General features: G+C 43.5%; 13 protein-coding genes. 5 read left to right on the forward strand and 8 right to left on the reverse strand.

Annotated features, from left to right (window positions below):
• The first annotated feature begins 355 nt into the window (after positions 1 to 355).
• Positions 356 to 2,830: a bifunctional diguanylate cyclase/phosphodiesterase gene (locus tag H5073_RS03210; RefSeq protein WP_259394804.1), complete on the forward strand. Its 2,475-nt coding sequence runs from the start codon at positions 356 to 358 to the stop codon at positions 2,828 to 2,830.
• On the opposite strand, the gene H5073_RS03215 is transcribed toward H5073_RS03210, so the two are convergent.
• The 8 genes from H5073_RS03215 to H5073_RS03250 are packed head-to-tail and all read right to left on the reverse strand — an operon-like array spanning position 2,799 to position 10,045.
• The gene (locus H5073_RS03215; RefSeq protein ID WP_182676920.1) at positions 2,799 to 3,785 is read right to left on the reverse strand and encodes an alpha/beta fold hydrolase; all 987 of its coding nucleotides are present in this window, start codon (positions 3,783 to 3,785) and stop codon (positions 2,799 to 2,801) included. The two genes, H5073_RS03210 and H5073_RS03215, sit on opposite strands and share 32 nt — an antisense overlap.
• A gap of 21 nt (positions 3,786 to 3,806) precedes the next feature.
• Complete coding sequence (gene flhA / locus H5073_RS03220) at positions 3,807 to 5,888, reverse strand: flagellar biosynthesis protein FlhA (RefSeq protein ID WP_182676922.1); 2,082 nt, start codon at positions 5,886 to 5,888, stop codon at positions 3,807 to 3,809.
• 15 nt (positions 5,889 to 5,903) lie between these two features.
• Positions 5,904 to 7,034, reverse strand: coding sequence for a flagellar biosynthesis protein FlhB (flhB, locus tag H5073_RS03225; RefSeq protein WP_182676924.1), 1,131 nt, complete (start codon positions 7,032 to 7,034; stop codon positions 5,904 to 5,906).
• On the reverse strand, positions 7,031 to 7,810 hold the full coding sequence (gene fliR / locus H5073_RS03230; RefSeq protein WP_182676925.1) for a flagellar biosynthetic protein FliR: 780 nt from the start codon (positions 7,808 to 7,810) through the stop codon (positions 7,031 to 7,033). Before fliR ends, flhB begins: the two co-directional genes overlap by 4 nt.
• Position 7,811: 1 nt before the next feature.
• Complete coding sequence (locus H5073_RS03235) at positions 7,812 to 8,081, reverse strand: flagellar biosynthetic protein FliQ (protein WP_182676927.1); 270 nt, start codon at positions 8,079 to 8,081, stop codon at positions 7,812 to 7,814.
• Between the two features lie 5 nt (positions 8,082 to 8,086).
• Positions 8,087 to 8,818 carry a flagellar type III secretion system pore protein FliP gene (fliP, locus tag H5073_RS03240; RefSeq protein ID WP_182676929.1) on the reverse strand — a complete coding sequence of 244 codons (732 nt, stop codon included), beginning with the start codon at positions 8,816 to 8,818 and terminating at the stop codon, positions 8,087 to 8,089.
• Entirely contained in the window at positions 8,818 to 9,171 is a 354-nt protein-coding gene (locus H5073_RS03245) for a FliM/FliN family flagellar motor switch protein (RefSeq protein WP_310734222.1), read from the reverse strand. Before H5073_RS03245 ends, fliP begins: the two co-directional genes overlap by 1 nt.
• Complete coding sequence (locus H5073_RS03250) at positions 9,143 to 10,045, reverse strand: FliM/FliN family flagellar motor switch protein (protein ID WP_182676933.1); 903 nt, start codon at positions 10,043 to 10,045, stop codon at positions 9,143 to 9,145. Before H5073_RS03250 ends, H5073_RS03245 begins: the two co-directional genes overlap by 29 nt.
• A gap of 421 nt (positions 10,046 to 10,466) precedes the next feature.
• Here H5073_RS03250 and H5073_RS03255 point away from each other — a divergent pair, with 421 nt between their 5' ends.
• From H5073_RS03255 to fliF, 4 genes are read left to right on the forward strand one after another with little or no spacing between them, the layout of a single operon-like run.
• The gene (locus H5073_RS03255; RefSeq protein ID WP_182676935.1) at positions 10,467 to 11,330 is read left to right on the forward strand and encodes an OmpA family protein; all 864 of its coding nucleotides are present in this window, start codon (positions 10,467 to 10,469) and stop codon (positions 11,328 to 11,330) included.
• Between the two features lie 32 nt (positions 11,331 to 11,362).
• Positions 11,363 to 12,667 carry a sigma-54 dependent transcriptional regulator gene (locus tag H5073_RS03260; protein ID WP_182676937.1) on the forward strand — a complete coding sequence of 435 codons (1,305 nt, stop codon included), beginning with the start codon at positions 11,363 to 11,365 and terminating at the stop codon, positions 12,665 to 12,667.
• 48 nt (positions 12,668 to 12,715) lie between these two features.
• A complete protein-coding gene (fliE, locus tag H5073_RS03265; RefSeq protein ID WP_182676939.1) occupies positions 12,716 to 13,054 on the forward strand; it encodes a flagellar hook-basal body complex protein FliE in 339 nt (112 codons plus the stop codon).
• Between the two features lie 12 nt (positions 13,055 to 13,066).
• On the forward strand, positions 13,067 to 14,764 hold the full coding sequence (fliF, locus tag H5073_RS03270; protein WP_182676941.1) for a flagellar basal-body MS-ring/collar protein FliF: 1,698 nt from the start codon (positions 13,067 to 13,069) through the stop codon (positions 14,762 to 14,764).
• The last annotated feature ends 11 nt before the right edge of the window (positions 14,765 to 14,775 follow it).

Genomic DNA, 14,775 nt, shown 5'->3' on the forward strand with positions numbered 1-14,775 from the left:
AACAATTTAAGGCACTTCCCACATCCATGTGGGTCGTAGGGTGAAGTCCTTGCTATTATCAAACACAGTTTGATGCATGGGGTGAACGCGGAGGACTTGTCCGCAGCTGGCCATGACAGGCGCCATTCCTATGTGTACGTAGGTTTCAACCTTTACTCTTTTCGCTATTCATTTTATTCAATATGCAGCTCTATTTGTGGTACGCGTATGCATATTTGGCAAGGATCTCTAGCTTTGGCTATGCTGGGTTGTCGTTTTCTTTTCGTCTCATCAAACCGACTTAAGTTTAGTGCTTTACTTAAGCTTAAGTTTCCCGCTAGCATAGGCTCATCATTGAGACATTATTGGGTATTTCTTGTTTAAAGTTCCGCGCTTATCTCTTATCGTTACCTTGCCAGTATCGCTAGTCATCCTTTTTGCCAGCCTTATTTTGGGAGAATACTGGTATGAAAGGAAAATGCTTGGTGAGCAGCTCACCAATACGATTTCTGCTCAGTTACAACAAGACTTATTCCGGATGCGTATTGTGGTTGATTCAGCTATCGCAACTCACGATATGCAGCGAATCGAGCAAGAAGTCAGCTTGGTGGCGACTGAACAAGATATGATGGTATATGTGCTGCTAGATGCCAGTAGTCAAATCCGATACGCTAACCATGTTATTTGGCGAAATAGTAATGCCGCTAATGTACTCGAAGCATATTCTGCGAAAACACACCATGAAGCGGTAACTCAAGATAAACCTATCACCCAAGTAGATTTTGAAAGCTTGTCTATACAAGTTTACTACCCTATTTACACTAGTAGTCGCTCCAGGTACTCCAACGCCATTGATGTAATTTACCTCGAATACAGTATTGCGACTCTGCTGTTTGAAGCGATAGACCAACTCCAGCAACGTTTAGAAACCGTTTGGGGCTTTGGTGTATTATTTATATTGCTGTTTTATTATGTGTTTTATCGCTTACATATTTCCCCTTTAAGACGCTTAAGCCGAGCCGCAAAGAAAGTCGGTGCAGCTGATTTTCAATCTGAATCTGCGTTTTGGTCTGCTGAATTAAGTGTTCTGCATCACTTTCTAACTGATGTTGATGCTCGTCTAAAACGTGCAACTCAGCGACTTAATGATGCGGAGCGTCGTTGGTTATTTAGTGTGGAAGGCTCGCGCAATGGTATCTGGGACTGGAATATTGCCACTGGCGCCATTTTTGTATCGGACAGATGGAAAGAGATTTTAGGCTTTGATGCTAATGATACCACCAATGATTATTCAGCTTGGGAAACTAGGTTACATCCCGATGAAAAATCACAGGTATTAAATACGCTGCAAAACTACATTAACCACCAGAAAGAAGATTATGAAAGTGTTCACCGGCTTAAACATAAGCAGGGTCATTATATTTGGGTGCTAGATAAGGGCAAGATTGTTGAATGGGATGAATTGGCTAGACCGATACGGATTATAGGTACCATTACTGATGTTTCCGGTGATGTTCAACATCATAGGATAGCCATTGATAAGCAAAGTCATAATGGCTTAACAGATCTTATTAATCGAGACGCGTTGGCTAATGCATTGTTCGATCAACAAGTCGAGTGTCGTCAAAATGAGACTTCGGCGGCGTTATTATTGATTAGATTAGATAATTTTAGTGTGATCAATGATGCTTTGGGTCGCCAGCTAGGTGACAGATTATTGATGCAAATTGCTGCTCGGTTAACCAGTACCTTTAATGCTGCGGGCTTGATTGCTCGTCTAGGTGCTGAGGAGTTCGTTATCTTAGCCAATGCTTTGGGGAAGGATTCTGAGCAGGCTAATCGTCGAGCTTTGGCGCTTGCAAGTGAAGTGAGGCATCTGATTGGCAAAGGCTTTACGGTATCAGATCAGCATTTATCTATTTCTGCCAAAGTCGGCTTAGTGGTGTTCGATGGTCTGGGTTCTGTAGAGCCGCATAGGTTGCTCACTCGTGCTGATACTGCGTTAAGCCATGCGGCTGACGCTGGAGGTTGCGTCCTGTATCAAGCATCAATGGATAAAAACCAAACACAACCTGCTAAATTGCAGCAAGCATTAAGCTCGGCCATTGAAAATGAACATTTATCGTTAGCATTTCAGCCTGTTGTTGATGGTGAGGGTAATGTTGGCAGTATTGAAGTGTTAATTCGTTGGTACCATATCGACTATGGTTTTATCAATCCTAGTAAAATTATAGCCATAGCTGAATTGAGTGATGACATTGTTAAGCTTGAGCTTTGGGTATTTGAGCAGGTGCGTGCTTTGATGCTAACTCTTGAACATCAGCAGATAGCCTTGCCGGTATTTTCTATTAATATCAGTGCCCGCTCTTTCCATCATGATGATTTTATTCCTCAGCTTAAACAAAAGATGCATCAATATCCGCTCAATGCTGGCTTGATCCAACTTGAATTGGAGGAAGAGGTTTTTAATGTTAACCCTCAAGATGCTAGAAACGCTGTACTCGAACTACAAGAATTAGGATTTTTAATTGCCTTAGATAATTTCGGCCTGAGTATGGGGACTTTGCAGTACTTGCAGGGCGTGACTTTTTCGCAAGTTAAGCTTGCTCAGCGTTACTTGGATGGGATCAGTGAAAGTGAGGAGAATATCAGACTATTAGATGCTTTAGTGCACATGGCTAGGTGTTTAGATTATCCAGTAGTGGCAAAATATTTAGAAAATAAGGAGCTATTAAAGATAGTGACCGATATGCAATGTGCTTGGTTTCAGGGCTATATTATAAGCCGTCCCTTAGTGGAGAAAGACATAGTACAGCTAATTAAGTCGAAATTATCTTTGAGTGTTGGTTAATAAAGCTAAACATCGACGTTAGCGCTTGATCTCTTAGCTTATCGATTTCGATAAAGACTTCATGGTATGCACCTTTAATAACAATCCGCTGACATAAGCCTGAAATTGCTTGGTTTTGGGCACGGTTGCAGACAATTTTATCTTTACTCGCTTGCAAGATAAGTATAGGGATCTGACTTTCTCTGGCCATCGAGATACTTGCCTTAGCGGCATCTATTGCCTCAGACAACCATTGATTTGTGGGAGAACCCAGCTGACATTGAGACTGCTGTTGATACAAGTCCCGATACTGCTGATAACGCACTGAACTATGTGTAAGTTGATTTAGTTTAAAGCTAATGGCTTGATAGTCTTTACCACTGATGACGTAATTTGCAGTGACTAAATTACTGTCTATTATAGGTGTCGTTTTGTTTAGTTTGTTGGCTAATCGCTTAATTATAGCAGTAGGAAGGGGGAGCATAATGCCATACATAGGCGCTGAAAAAACCGCTGCGGTAAAGATCCCTGGATGTTGATGTATATAGTGGGTGGCTATAGCTGCGCCCATGGAGTGAGCGATGATAAAGAGTTCATTATGAAGTTCTGGCTGTACCACACGATTAATGAACAGATCCAAATCATCGACATAATCAGAAAATTTTTCTACATGGCCTTGATGAGGATTTGACGTTAAGCGACTCGATAAGCCTTGGCCTCTATGATCAATGGCATACACACTGAAGCCCTGTTGGTAGCAATCATAAATTAACTCCTGATACTTAAGATATGACTCAACTCGGCCATTGCTGATGACAATGGCGCGACGGTTATCTTCATGCTTAATAAATCCATAGGCTAGATTAATACCTGATATAAGGCTTAGGCTTTCATGTTGCACCTGCGCCCAAAATTGCGTTAAGTGTGCCGCGTTAGTATTCAACTCCGATGAATAACCTTGTGTGCTCTTTATCATGCTTATGGGTCACCTTAAGGCTTAGCCTAGTTGTCCTGCAATCATTAATTCTTTAGTTTCAGGAACTTCATTGTAGGACAATACATGTAATCCACGGGCAAAAGCTAGTGCATATCGAGCTAAAAGTGGCCTGAGCTGAGGAGAGACTAATAAAATTGGGCTATGACCTTTTTCTTTAGTATCGGCCAATAGCTGTGGCATTCGCTGCTGAAGTTGTGCCAATAAATTGGGTTCAACAGGGAAACTATCTAAGGAGACTTTACCTTGCTGCTGAGACTGATTTAATGCCGTCATTAGGGTTTGTTCTAGTTCTGCTGTTAGCGTGAGTACCTGTAACTTAGAGACGTTCCCCACTATCTGTTGAAGAATGTTGTTACGCAGGGCGCAGCGAACATCTGCCGCTAAAAGCACTGGATCTTTAGTTTGCTCGCTGCATTCAAGCAAGGTCGTCGCTATAGTGCGTATATCTTTGAGTGGTACTTGTTCTTTCAGTAGTAAACGAAACACCTTAAGCAATTGGATTGGTGTTAATGCGCTTGTAAGTGACTCAGCCAATTTAGGTGCTTGCTTACTGAGTCTGTCTGTGAGCAACATTATGTCATCATGTTGCAGCAATTCAGATAAAGACTCTCGCAGTATTTTACTGACGTGCGTGGCAATAACGGTAGCATTATCCACCACTGAATAACCTAGATTAAGGGCCTTAGCTTTTACCTCTTGCTCAATCCAAATGGCATCCATTTGGTAAGCTGGCTCCTTAGTGATAATCCCATCAATTTCACCATACAGCGGGCCGCTCTTAATCGCCAGTAAATGATCGGGCTCCAACACCGCATGGGCAACTTGATTACCCATGAAGTTTATTTGATAAGCATTGGGTGCTAAGGCTAAATTATCTCTGACTCTGACCTCTGATAACAAGAATCCAGCCTGTTCAGACAGGGTGCGCCTGATCCCCGTTAGGCGTTTTTGCAGCTCAGCCCCCTTGGTTCTCTCGACTAAATGAACTAAACGATAACCAAGCCTGACTTCAATCACGTCGGTAAAGGGCAGTGCTTCCCAAGATGGCGCAGCAGGCTCACTTAGGCTTCTTTCAACGGGTGCTGGCAATTCATCACTAGCCAGCAATGGCAGATTTTTATGTTGCTTCCAGGAAGAAAAACCCAGCAAGAGTGCAAAAGATAAAAATACCGTCGCAGGCATCCCTGGAGTCAAACCTAAAATGGCCATCACCAACGCAGCCGTTGCTAAGGTTTTTGGGTTCGCAAGTAATTGCCGACTAAGTTGGACTGGCATTTCTTCTGCATCAGAAACACGAGTAACTATGATAGCTGCCGCAGTGGCTAATAATAACGATGGAATTTGAGCGACTAAACCATCACCTATGGTCAATAAGGCATACGTCTTAAAGGCTTCACTGGCCGATAAGTCATGCATAAAGATACCGATACTAATACCACCAATGATATTAATACCTAAGATCAGCAGACCAGCGATGGCATCACCACGGACAAACTTAGAAGCACCATCCATAGAGCCATAGAAGTCAGCCTCACGGGCCACATCTTGACGCCGAATACTGGCTTGTTCATGGGTTAAGGTGCCGGCATTTAAGTCGGCATCAATCGCCATTTGTTTCCCGGGTAAAGCATCTAAGGTAAAGCGCGCTGATACTTCTGAGATCCGCTCACCACCTTTAGTGATAACCACAAAGTTAATGATCATCAAAATAAGGAAAATTACCGCACCGACGACATAATTACCGCCGATAACCACTTCACCAAAGGCCTGAATTACTCGCCCAGCGGCATCGCCTCCTTGATGACCTTCAATTAATACCACACGGGTTGATGCAACGTTCAATGTGAGACGCATCAAGGTGGCTAATAATAGCAATGTGGGAAATACCGAAAACTCTAATGGTCTTTTAATCGAGACGCTAACTAATAGCACCATTACAGCGAGCACTATGTTAAAGGTAAATAAGATGTCCAGTAGCCAAGGTGGCAAAGGTAAAATCACCATAGCCAAAATGGCTAATAGCATGATGGGAATGCCAATATAGCTAGCGTTGCCAGCAAAAATACGTGAAAGCTTATTCATTATATTAGCAATCCTTTAATCGTGTCTTAAATGGGGGGGGATAAAAAACTGAGGTAAAGGCTCAGGTTTTTGCTGCTTACCTTGGCGAGAAGCCTTGATTTGCATCACGTAGCTTAAAACATGGGCAATAGCCATAAATAGAGCGCCTGGGATCTGCTGATCGACCTGAGTCGAGTAGTAAATGGCCCTCGCTAAGGCAGGTATTTCAATGATTTCTACATCGTGCTTTTTAGCAATTTGACGCATATACAGGGCTAACTCTTCTTTGCCCTTGGTGAGCACATAAGGGGCATCGGCAAGCTCGGGATCATATTTGAGGGCTATTGCATAATGAGTTGGGTTAACCAGTAATACATCCGCTTTTGGAATGCTAGTCTCGGCGCGAGAACGGCCCATTCTGTGCTGAAGTTGACGAATTTTAGCTTTAACTTCAGGCTTACCTTCTTGCTGCTTATGCTCATCTTTTATTTCTTGCTTAGACATCTTAAGTTCTTGCAAATGATGCCAATATTGATATGGAACATCGATAAAAGCGATCACGATTAGCCCAAAGCCTAAATACATCATGCCCTTAGATAGCATGTCTATACCACGGGTGACGGCTTCGTCTATGGGCAGCTGACTGTAGCTTAAAAAATCAATCAGATGAGTATCTAAAAAGCTCAACATGATACCGATTAACAAGGTGATTTTGAGTACAGATTTAAGGAGTTCAATCAGTGAGCGACTGGAAAAAATGCGTCCGATACCCGCAATCGGATCAATACGGCTGTATTTGAAGTTCGCATTTTCCATACTGAAAATAGGGCCGCCAGGTAAAGCCCCCGCAATTGCCGCCAATAGGGCAACGATCAGAAACAATGGTCCCAGTAATTCAAGCATTTTCAACAGGCTAGTGCCCGTATGAATGAGCATAACATCGTCTTGGAGTAAATCTTGATGGCTAACCAGCATATTATAACGAGTCAATTGACTCATTTTAGTCGCGAACCAATCTGCACTGTTGGTGAGCATGAGTGAGCAGCCTAAGATCAGTGCTGCAGAGGCTAAATCTTTTGAGCGAGGTACTTGGCCTTGATCGCGGGCTTTACGAATTCGCTGGGGAGTCGCATCTTCTGTTTTATCATGCTTTGGAGTTTCGCTCATACAACGCCGCCAATAAACTGATACATAAATGCTAGCGCTTCTAAGCACAAATCGCTGTAACGCTCAGGTACACCACTAAGAGATAACAGTACACATAACAGGCCCATTAGCATTGTCATAGGAAAACCAAGGGAGAAAATATTCAGAGATGGCGCGGAGCGACTTAGTACTCCAAATGTGAAGTTCACCATAAGCATGGCTAGCACTGCAGGCAGTGCCAACATCAAAGCCGCAGCAAATAACCAGCCGACTCTATGAATAAAGCCCATTAAAGGTAGTGAGAATAGATCACTGCCAATCGGCCACAGTCTGAAACTATCGACTATCACGCCAATGGCAACTAAGTGACCATCTAAAGATAAGAAAATTAACGTGCCGAACAGTAAAAACCATTGGCTTAAAATTGGGTTGGCATCACCGGTAGCGGGATCATTCATAATTGCCATGGCAAGACCCATTTGCATCGACATTATGGTGCCAAGTAAGGTCATAACATGGAGTAATAGATATAAGATAAAGCCCAGCATCACCCCAATCAGCAACTGCTCAATGGCAAGATAAACCGCAGAAAATGACAATGCATCCACTGGGGGGACGCTAGGAATCATGTGCGCAATTAGCACGGAAATACTCAGGGATAATAAGATCCTCACTGTCACGGGCACATAAGCATTACCCAGTAAGGGCATGATCATGAAGGCGCCCATAATACGGCAAAACGGCCACCAAAGGCTGCCGATTAACATGCTGATTTGAGTTGAAGTGAGTGAGAGCATATCAGCCGATGATGTGTGGGATATTGAGAAATAACTGCTGGAATAAATCGGACAACTTTTGGATAAGCCAAGATCCGCTGAAAAGCACCATCAACAAGGTAAGAATCAATTTTGGTAAAAAGCTCAAGGTTTGTTCATTGACTTGGGTCGCCGCTTGAAACACCGCAATAATTACACCTAGCAATAATCCTGGGGTGATCAGCACCCCCACCATAATGATAACTAAATACATGGCATCGGCGAATATGACTGTCAGTTCATTGGTATCCATAATGGCTATCCAAAACTGGCTGTAAGTGTACTTACTGTCATGGCCCAACCATCCACTAAGACAAAAATCATCAACTTAAATGGCAAGGAAATAATCAAGGGTGACAGCATCATCATACCCATAGACATCAAAACGCTAGCAACCACCAAGTCTATGACTAAAAATGGTAAAAATAATAAGAAACCGATTTGGAATGCGGTTTTTAGTTCGCTTAATACAAACGCAGGCATCAAGACTAAAAATGGGATGTCTGCAGGCTTTAGGTCGATAGGTTCATTGGCAATTTTTAACATCTGCTCTAAATCCGTCTCTCGAGTTTGGGCCAGCATAAACTCGCTCAAAGGGACTTTAGCTATATCTATCGCAGCCATAAGTTCTATCTGGCCTTGATCGTAAGGTAGGTAGGCTTCTTTATAGATGTTGTCACCCACAGGGCGCATGATAAACAGTGTCAACACTAAGGCGATACCAATCAAGACTTTATTGGGCGGGCTCTGCTGTAATCCTAATGCTTGACGCAAAATAGCTAATACCACCACGATACGAGTGAAGCTGGTTAGCATCATTAGCATAGCAGGGAGAAAACTCAATGCTGTCATCAAGGCTAGGATTTCTAGCTTAATATTTACCGCTTGGCTCTCTTGTCCAGAATCCAATGTCAGTAGTGTTAAACCGTCAGCCCCTAGTACTTGAGGTGACAACAGTAACAGAGCAAGAATAAGGGCTCTTAACATCATTAGTTGCTAGCTTCGCCTAAATTAATGTCTTCTACTTCAAGTAAGCGAACCCCGTAGCGGCCACCGACTTCAACGACTTCGCCGCGGCCCAGTAAAGCACCGTTTACTCGAATGTCTAAGGCTTCGCCCACCATTCTGTCTAAAGCAATAACATCACCTTCCCCCATACGGGTTAAATCACCCAGTGGCATCTCAACACTGGCGAGTTCAAGACTCACTTTGACAGGAAGTTGTTGGAAAAAAGACAAGTGTTTCAATGGCTTTTTACTGGCGACCGTGTCAGCGAAACTGTCATCTTTAAATATGTCATCATCGAGCAGGAAATCATCCGCTAAGGTGTGTTGTTCTGCCAACTTTGTTGTCCTCATAGTGGTTAGTATCTTGGGTCAATTTAGCCAACATCTGGCCATCATGACTGTGAACCGTGGCACTGAATAATGCCTTGGTTCCGACAGTAAATATGCTCTTGGGGTAAAGATTAATAGGTAATATGTCACCGGCTTTCATCTGATCAAGAGAGTCTACAGGTATATTTTGATGCCCTAAGGTCAGTTGCAGCTTGACGGGCACCTGGGTGAGCCAATTAGCTAACTTAGCTGGTAAATCAGTGCTTACTGGCTTTTGGCTGGGAGTATCCTTAATGAGGCTGAGTAATGATGATGCCATGTAAATTTGCATGGCTGGAGCCGCGGCACCAGTGGCGAAATCCAAGGACCACATGGCATCAGCTTCAATGGGGGAGTGACTTTTAACTAACTCAACCTCTAGCTCGTCCACGTCTAAGCCTTCAAGGGGTAAGGCCTCAAATACATTGCTAAATAAGCGCTTTATTAGGCGAAACTCAGATTGCGTTGGTTGCCTTAAAGGAGAGCTTAATGGGGTTTTCTGACTACCGTAATAGCTGCTGGCTAGTTGCTCTAAAGTACATCTGTCTATACGCCACCAAGCTAAGGTTTTTTGCTGATAACGGCAGGAAAACCAGCCAAAATGAGCTTCTGCAATAGTGGGGCTCAAACTATCGTTGAGCGATACAGACCATAGGCTGGGATAACCTTGACGAGTAATCGGCATAAATATTCGGTTGATAGCATCTAAGACAGGGCGTTTAAATTTTGTTAATTGTTTTAGAATACGAGATCGCGCCAGCGTTTCCTGCACTAAACGCACGGATTTTATTTTATGATGGGTATCTGATTTTAATAAAAACGCTCTTGCTGTGACTTTCATCCCATCCCCGAATAAAAAGTAATAAATCTATTGTGTATAAATAAGCAGCAATTTTTTCCTGCGCTTTGTTATATTGAATTCTAACCGCAGGTTTTTAATTGTAAATAACTATAGGTTGATAAAGTTAACAATAATCGCCTGTCAATTTAATGTCACGCCAATAAGTCGTCACCATGACTATAGTTTTATTCAGCGCCATTTAAACGTCACTGTCAAAATAAAGTCTCGGATAGCGCTGTAAACAAAGGGTTTTTATTTATTGTGCCAAACATACCAGTCTGATGCCTGCGTGACAACAAAATAAACATGAAGAATAATTATATTTTTCGATTATCTATTTTAAAAAAAAGTTATCTAGCATATTATCTTCGACTTCTTGTTAAAGTTACATCTTGATCTACTAAGTTTTGAGCGAGTTAAAATGCTAACAGTTATTAAGGTTGTTTTTTCAGCAGTGTTATTTTTAGTTGGATTTTCTTCATTAGCTGCCGATAACTTAAAAATGTTTGAAACTCCCCTTGAGCAAGTCAGTTGGAAATATAGCGGTAATGTATTTTCTTGTGAAATTAGTCACAAAGTAAAAAACTTTGGCAAAGTTGCGCTGTTGGCATTGCCAGGACAAAATTTAACATTGAATGTTTATGCAGATAATGTGCAATTTAATGATCTTATTGTTGAGGCTAGCGTTGTGGTGCCCTCCTGGGCCGCTGCGCAAACAGGGCGGGTAAGCAGATTTGCTGGTAACAGTCATCATGCTGAAACATCAAACAATAGCGATATGTTCTTAAGAGCCTTAAGCCAGGGACACAAGTGGCTGATAAAAGTGTTTGATGCCGATGAAACACCTTTATACCAAGTAAGAGCCGCTGCAGTGTTGACTCAGGCTCTAGCGGGGAAATTTAAACAATGTCAGCAGCAGTTGTTACCTCAGCCTTTCGAGTATGTCAGGAAGCTTGATTTTTTCTTTCCTGTAGGCAGTGATTATCTTGACCCATTGCAGCTGGAAGATATTAGAGCGGTTGCCGCTTACGTCGCCGCTGATCGTCGCATTGCGCAAGTGCTGGTAGATGGACACAGTGATGCTCAGGGTGAGCACTTAAATAATTTACGCCTAAGCAGAGATAGAGCTGATGAAGTCGTAGCACGTTTGCTCGAGTTCGGTGTTGAGCGTCGCAAGATTGAAGTTCGTCATCATGGTGAAAGGTACCCTCAAGCAACTAATAATTCGCCGCTTGGAAAAGAAGCAAATAGAAGGGTGCAACTTCGCTTAGTGATGGCGATATAAACTAGATAGTTCAATTGGTTAAAGTAGGGATTATGGATAACCTAAAGATACGTCTGGTTGATTTTACGGTTTCAGAATCAACCATAGAACGGCTAAAAGCTCAAGGTTTCATGCTATGGCAGCAGGGGCAAACTGTGCCTTGGCTGACCATAATAAATCTGTCACAGCTAAAGCCGTCTCAGTTGGCGGAGCATTTAAGCGGTTTCTCCAGTAAGAATTTTTTGGCTTTACTTGCACCAGAGCAAGGTGAGCTGGCTGCTGCTGCCATGCAGTCAGGAGTTCAAGATTATTTATTGCTCCCAGTTGAAGACGAGCAACTCATCGCTTCCATTTCACGCTTACACCGTTTGGAGCAGCCAGATCCTAAACTTATTGTTGCAGCGCCCGTGAGTCGTCAATTACTCATGCTTGCTCATAGAGCTGCTACCACAGAAGCAACAGTATTGCTAACAGGTGAAAGTGGCACAGGTAAAGAGCCGCTAGCCAGTTATATTCATCGTCATTCCAGTCGAGCCCATAAACCTTTCGTCGCGATAAATTGTGCCGCCATCCCCGAAACCATGCTCGAATCCATTCTTTTTGGCCATACCAAGGGCGCGTTTACCGGTGCCAGTTGTGATAAGGCTGGTAAATTTGAACAGGCCAATGGCGGGACATTACTGCTCGATGAAATTGCCGAAATGCCCCTTGCTTTACAAGCTAAATTACTCAGAGTGCTGCAAGAGAGAGAAGTCGAGCGTTTAGGTGGTAGTCATACAATTCCATTGGATATCAGAGTTATAGCTGCAACCAATAAAGATTTACGTCAGGCGGTTGAAAATGGCAGCTTTAGAGAAGACTTGTTCTATCGTTTGGATGTATTGCCGCTGAAAATTTTTCCCTTAAGAGACCGAAAGGCCGACATTCTTCCCTTAGCTGAGCATTTTTTACAGAGCTTTAATACCCAAGGTGTGGAATGTTATTTCAGCCGTCAGGCTCGGGAAGCGTTACTGGGTCACGATTGGCCGGGAAATGTCCGAGAACTGGAAAATTGCATTCAAAGAGCCTTAGTTATGCGCCGTGGCCAAGCTATTCAGGCTGCTGAACTCGGCTTATCTGTGAGTTGTGATATTCAAGTTCCCGAAACCCCAAATCCAGCCTCTGGATTAAAAGAATCTAAGCGTCAGGCAGAGTTTCAATTTATTGTCGATATTTTAAGGCGTGTGCAAGGTAGTCGTAGCCAAACCGCAGCTGAGCTCGGCATGACCACAAGAGCATTGAGGTACAAGCTAGCTCAAATGCGGGATGCCGGAATAGACGTAGATCAACTACTACAGCGCGCAGGAAATGCGGCTTAACTTAATAGTTTGCTTAATAAGCAGCATAACCAGTAGAAAGGATTAACTATGGTAAATGGCACAGCGATAAGCTCAACGTCATTGATGGAAACTTTAAACCTACACCGTGAAATGGCAAAGGGGGCGATTAGCATCAAGCCTAATTTTTCCGATAACGAGATGGCGGTAGGTTCATTTGCAGACTTGATGAAGCAGAAAGTGGCATCGGTAAACGAAGCTCAGAATCATTCATCAAATTTAATGAAAGCAGTGGATTCAGGTAAAAGCGATGATCTTGTCGGCGCTATGGTGGCGTCACAAAAGGCCAGTTTGTCGTTTTCTGCCATGATCCAAATCCGCAATCGCTTAGTGCAAGCGTTTGATGATGTTATAAAAATGCCGGTGTAAGGAAACGTTTTAATGTCGACTAATGTGATCCAGTCTGAGCAAGAAATCCAAGGTGAAATACAATCACCTAACCTGCTTGCCAGTGCAGTTCAAAGCTGGCGTAGATTCACCCAAGGTGACAAGCAAGTCATGGTGTTGGCGCTATTAGCCACTGTGGTTGCCAGCGTCATTGTGCTTATGTTGTGGACAGCAAGCCAAGGGTATCGTCCACTTTATGGTAGCCAAGAAAATGTCGAGACCTCACAGGTTATCGAAGTGCTTGAAGCTGAAGGCATTTATTATCGAATTGAGTCTAATACTGGCCTAGTCTTGGTGGCTGACGATCAACTGGGTAAGGCGCGTATGTTACTTGCTGCTCGCGGTGTAAAGGCTAAGGTTCCCTCGGGAATGGATGAGCTTGATAGCTCAAGCCTAGGCACTAGCCAGTTTATGGAGCAGGCCAAGTATCGCCACGGTTTAGAGGGCGAGCTTGCTAGAAGCATAATGTCGCTTAAGCATGTACGCTCAGCTCGGGTGCATTTGGCGATACCTAAACGCAGTTTGTTTATTCGTCAAAAGCCAGAGTTACCCACGGCTTCGGTGATGCTACAGCTAAGCCCAGGGACTGAGTTAACCCAATCTCAAGTAGAAGCCGTGGTTAACTTGGTTGCTGGTAGTGTCACTGGGATGGAGACGACAGGGGTTAAAATAGTCGATCAAGACGGGCGCTTCCTCAGTGCAAGCATTAATGAAAACCAAGACATCACTCAAGCAAGGGATAAGCAAATAAGCTACACCCGTGAGCTTGAGCAAAACTTGATGCACAACGCTAGCTCAATGCTTGAAGCCATCTTGGGGCCAAATAACTTCCAAGTGAAAATTGCCGCTAAGGTTAATTTTAATCAAATAGAAGAAACCAAAGAAGCGTTAGATCCACAAGCTGTGATGGTGCAAGAACGCACTAGCTCTGATGATAAAAATGCCGCTCTAGCTCAAGGCATCCCAGGTGCTTTGAGCAACCAAGCACCACAAGCCGCGGGTGACAAAAAAGATAACAATCGCAATCTACGCCAAGAAGCTAATCGTCAGTTTGACGTCGGCCGCAGTGTACGTCACATTCGCTATCAACAGATGCAATTAGAAAATTTATCTGTATCAGTGTTGGTTAACAATACGGTATCCACAGGATTAACCACAGATGACGCCGAGCTTACCAAGTTAGGTTCAATGGTGAAGGATGCTATAGGATTTTCTAGCGAACGTGGTGACAGCTTCAGCATTAATGCTTTTGCCTTTAGCGTGCCAACGATTGCAGAGTTTGAGCCATTACCTTGGTGGCAAGTTGAAGATTATCAAGCGTATTTACGTTATTTCATCGGCGGGCTGCTAGGACTTGGGTTGATTTTGTTTGTGCTACGCCCACTGGTATCACACCTTACGTTCACCGCTAAACATGTCGACAATGAAACCCGCGAGCCTGAAGTTATTAATTTAGCCAAAAGTGCTGAATCAACGGCTGTTACTGAGGCTAATGCCGTGACTCGCACGGCAGTTAACCAAAAGCATGGTGACGAAAAAGACACCGCCGAATGGCTCGGTGGTTTGAATTTACCAGAACCTGGTTCGCCGCTGACCGTGAAGATGGAGCATCTAGGAATGCTTGCAAATCAAGAACCCGCACGAGTTGCCGAAGTACTTGCTCATTGGATTGGTGATAAAGATGCAGACTAAAAACGAATTGG

Origin of the sequence: Shewanella sp. SR44-3 (assembly GCF_014163735.1) — a bacterium.
Classification (GTDB): Bacteria; Pseudomonadota; Gammaproteobacteria; order Enterobacterales; family Shewanellaceae; genus Shewanella.

What these genes read in the sequence shown, in the direction of transcription:
- H5073_RS03215 (WP_182676920.1), bottom strand. Translation starts at nt 3,785, where the DNA reads ATGATAAAGAGCACACAAGGTTATTCATCGGAGTTGAATACTAACGCG.
- flhA (WP_182676922.1), bottom strand. Translation starts at nt 5,888, where the DNA reads ATGAATAAGCTTTCACGTATTTTTGCTGGCAACGCTAGCTATATTGGC.
- flhB (WP_182676924.1), bottom strand. Translation starts at nt 7,034, where the DNA reads ATGAGCGAAACTCCAAAGCATGATAAAACAGAAGATGCGACTCCCCAG.
- fliR (WP_182676925.1), bottom strand. Translation starts at nt 7,810, where the DNA reads ATGCTCTCACTCACTTCAACTCAAATCAGCATGTTAATCGGCAGCCTT.
- H5073_RS03235 (WP_182676927.1), bottom strand. Translation starts at nt 8,081, where the DNA reads ATGGATACCAATGAACTGACAGTCATATTCGCCGATGCCATGTATTTA.
- fliP (WP_182676929.1), bottom strand. Translation starts at nt 8,818, where the DNA reads ATGATGTTAAGAGCCCTTATTCTTGCTCTGTTACTGTTGTCACCTCAA.
- H5073_RS03250 (WP_182676933.1), bottom strand. Translation starts at nt 10,045, where the DNA reads ATGAAAGTCACAGCAAGAGCGTTTTTATTAAAATCAGATACCCATCAT.
- H5073_RS03255 (WP_182676935.1), top strand. Translation starts at nt 10,467, where the DNA reads ATGCTAACAGTTATTAAGGTTGTTTTTTCAGCAGTGTTATTTTTAGTT.
- H5073_RS03260 (WP_182676937.1), top strand. Translation starts at nt 11,363, where the DNA reads ATGGATAACCTAAAGATACGTCTGGTTGATTTTACGGTTTCAGAATCA.
- fliE (WP_182676939.1), top strand. Translation starts at nt 12,716, where the DNA reads ATGGTAAATGGCACAGCGATAAGCTCAACGTCATTGATGGAAACTTTA.
- fliF (WP_182676941.1), top strand. Translation starts at nt 13,067, where the DNA reads ATGTCGACTAATGTGATCCAGTCTGAGCAAGAAATCCAAGGTGAAATA.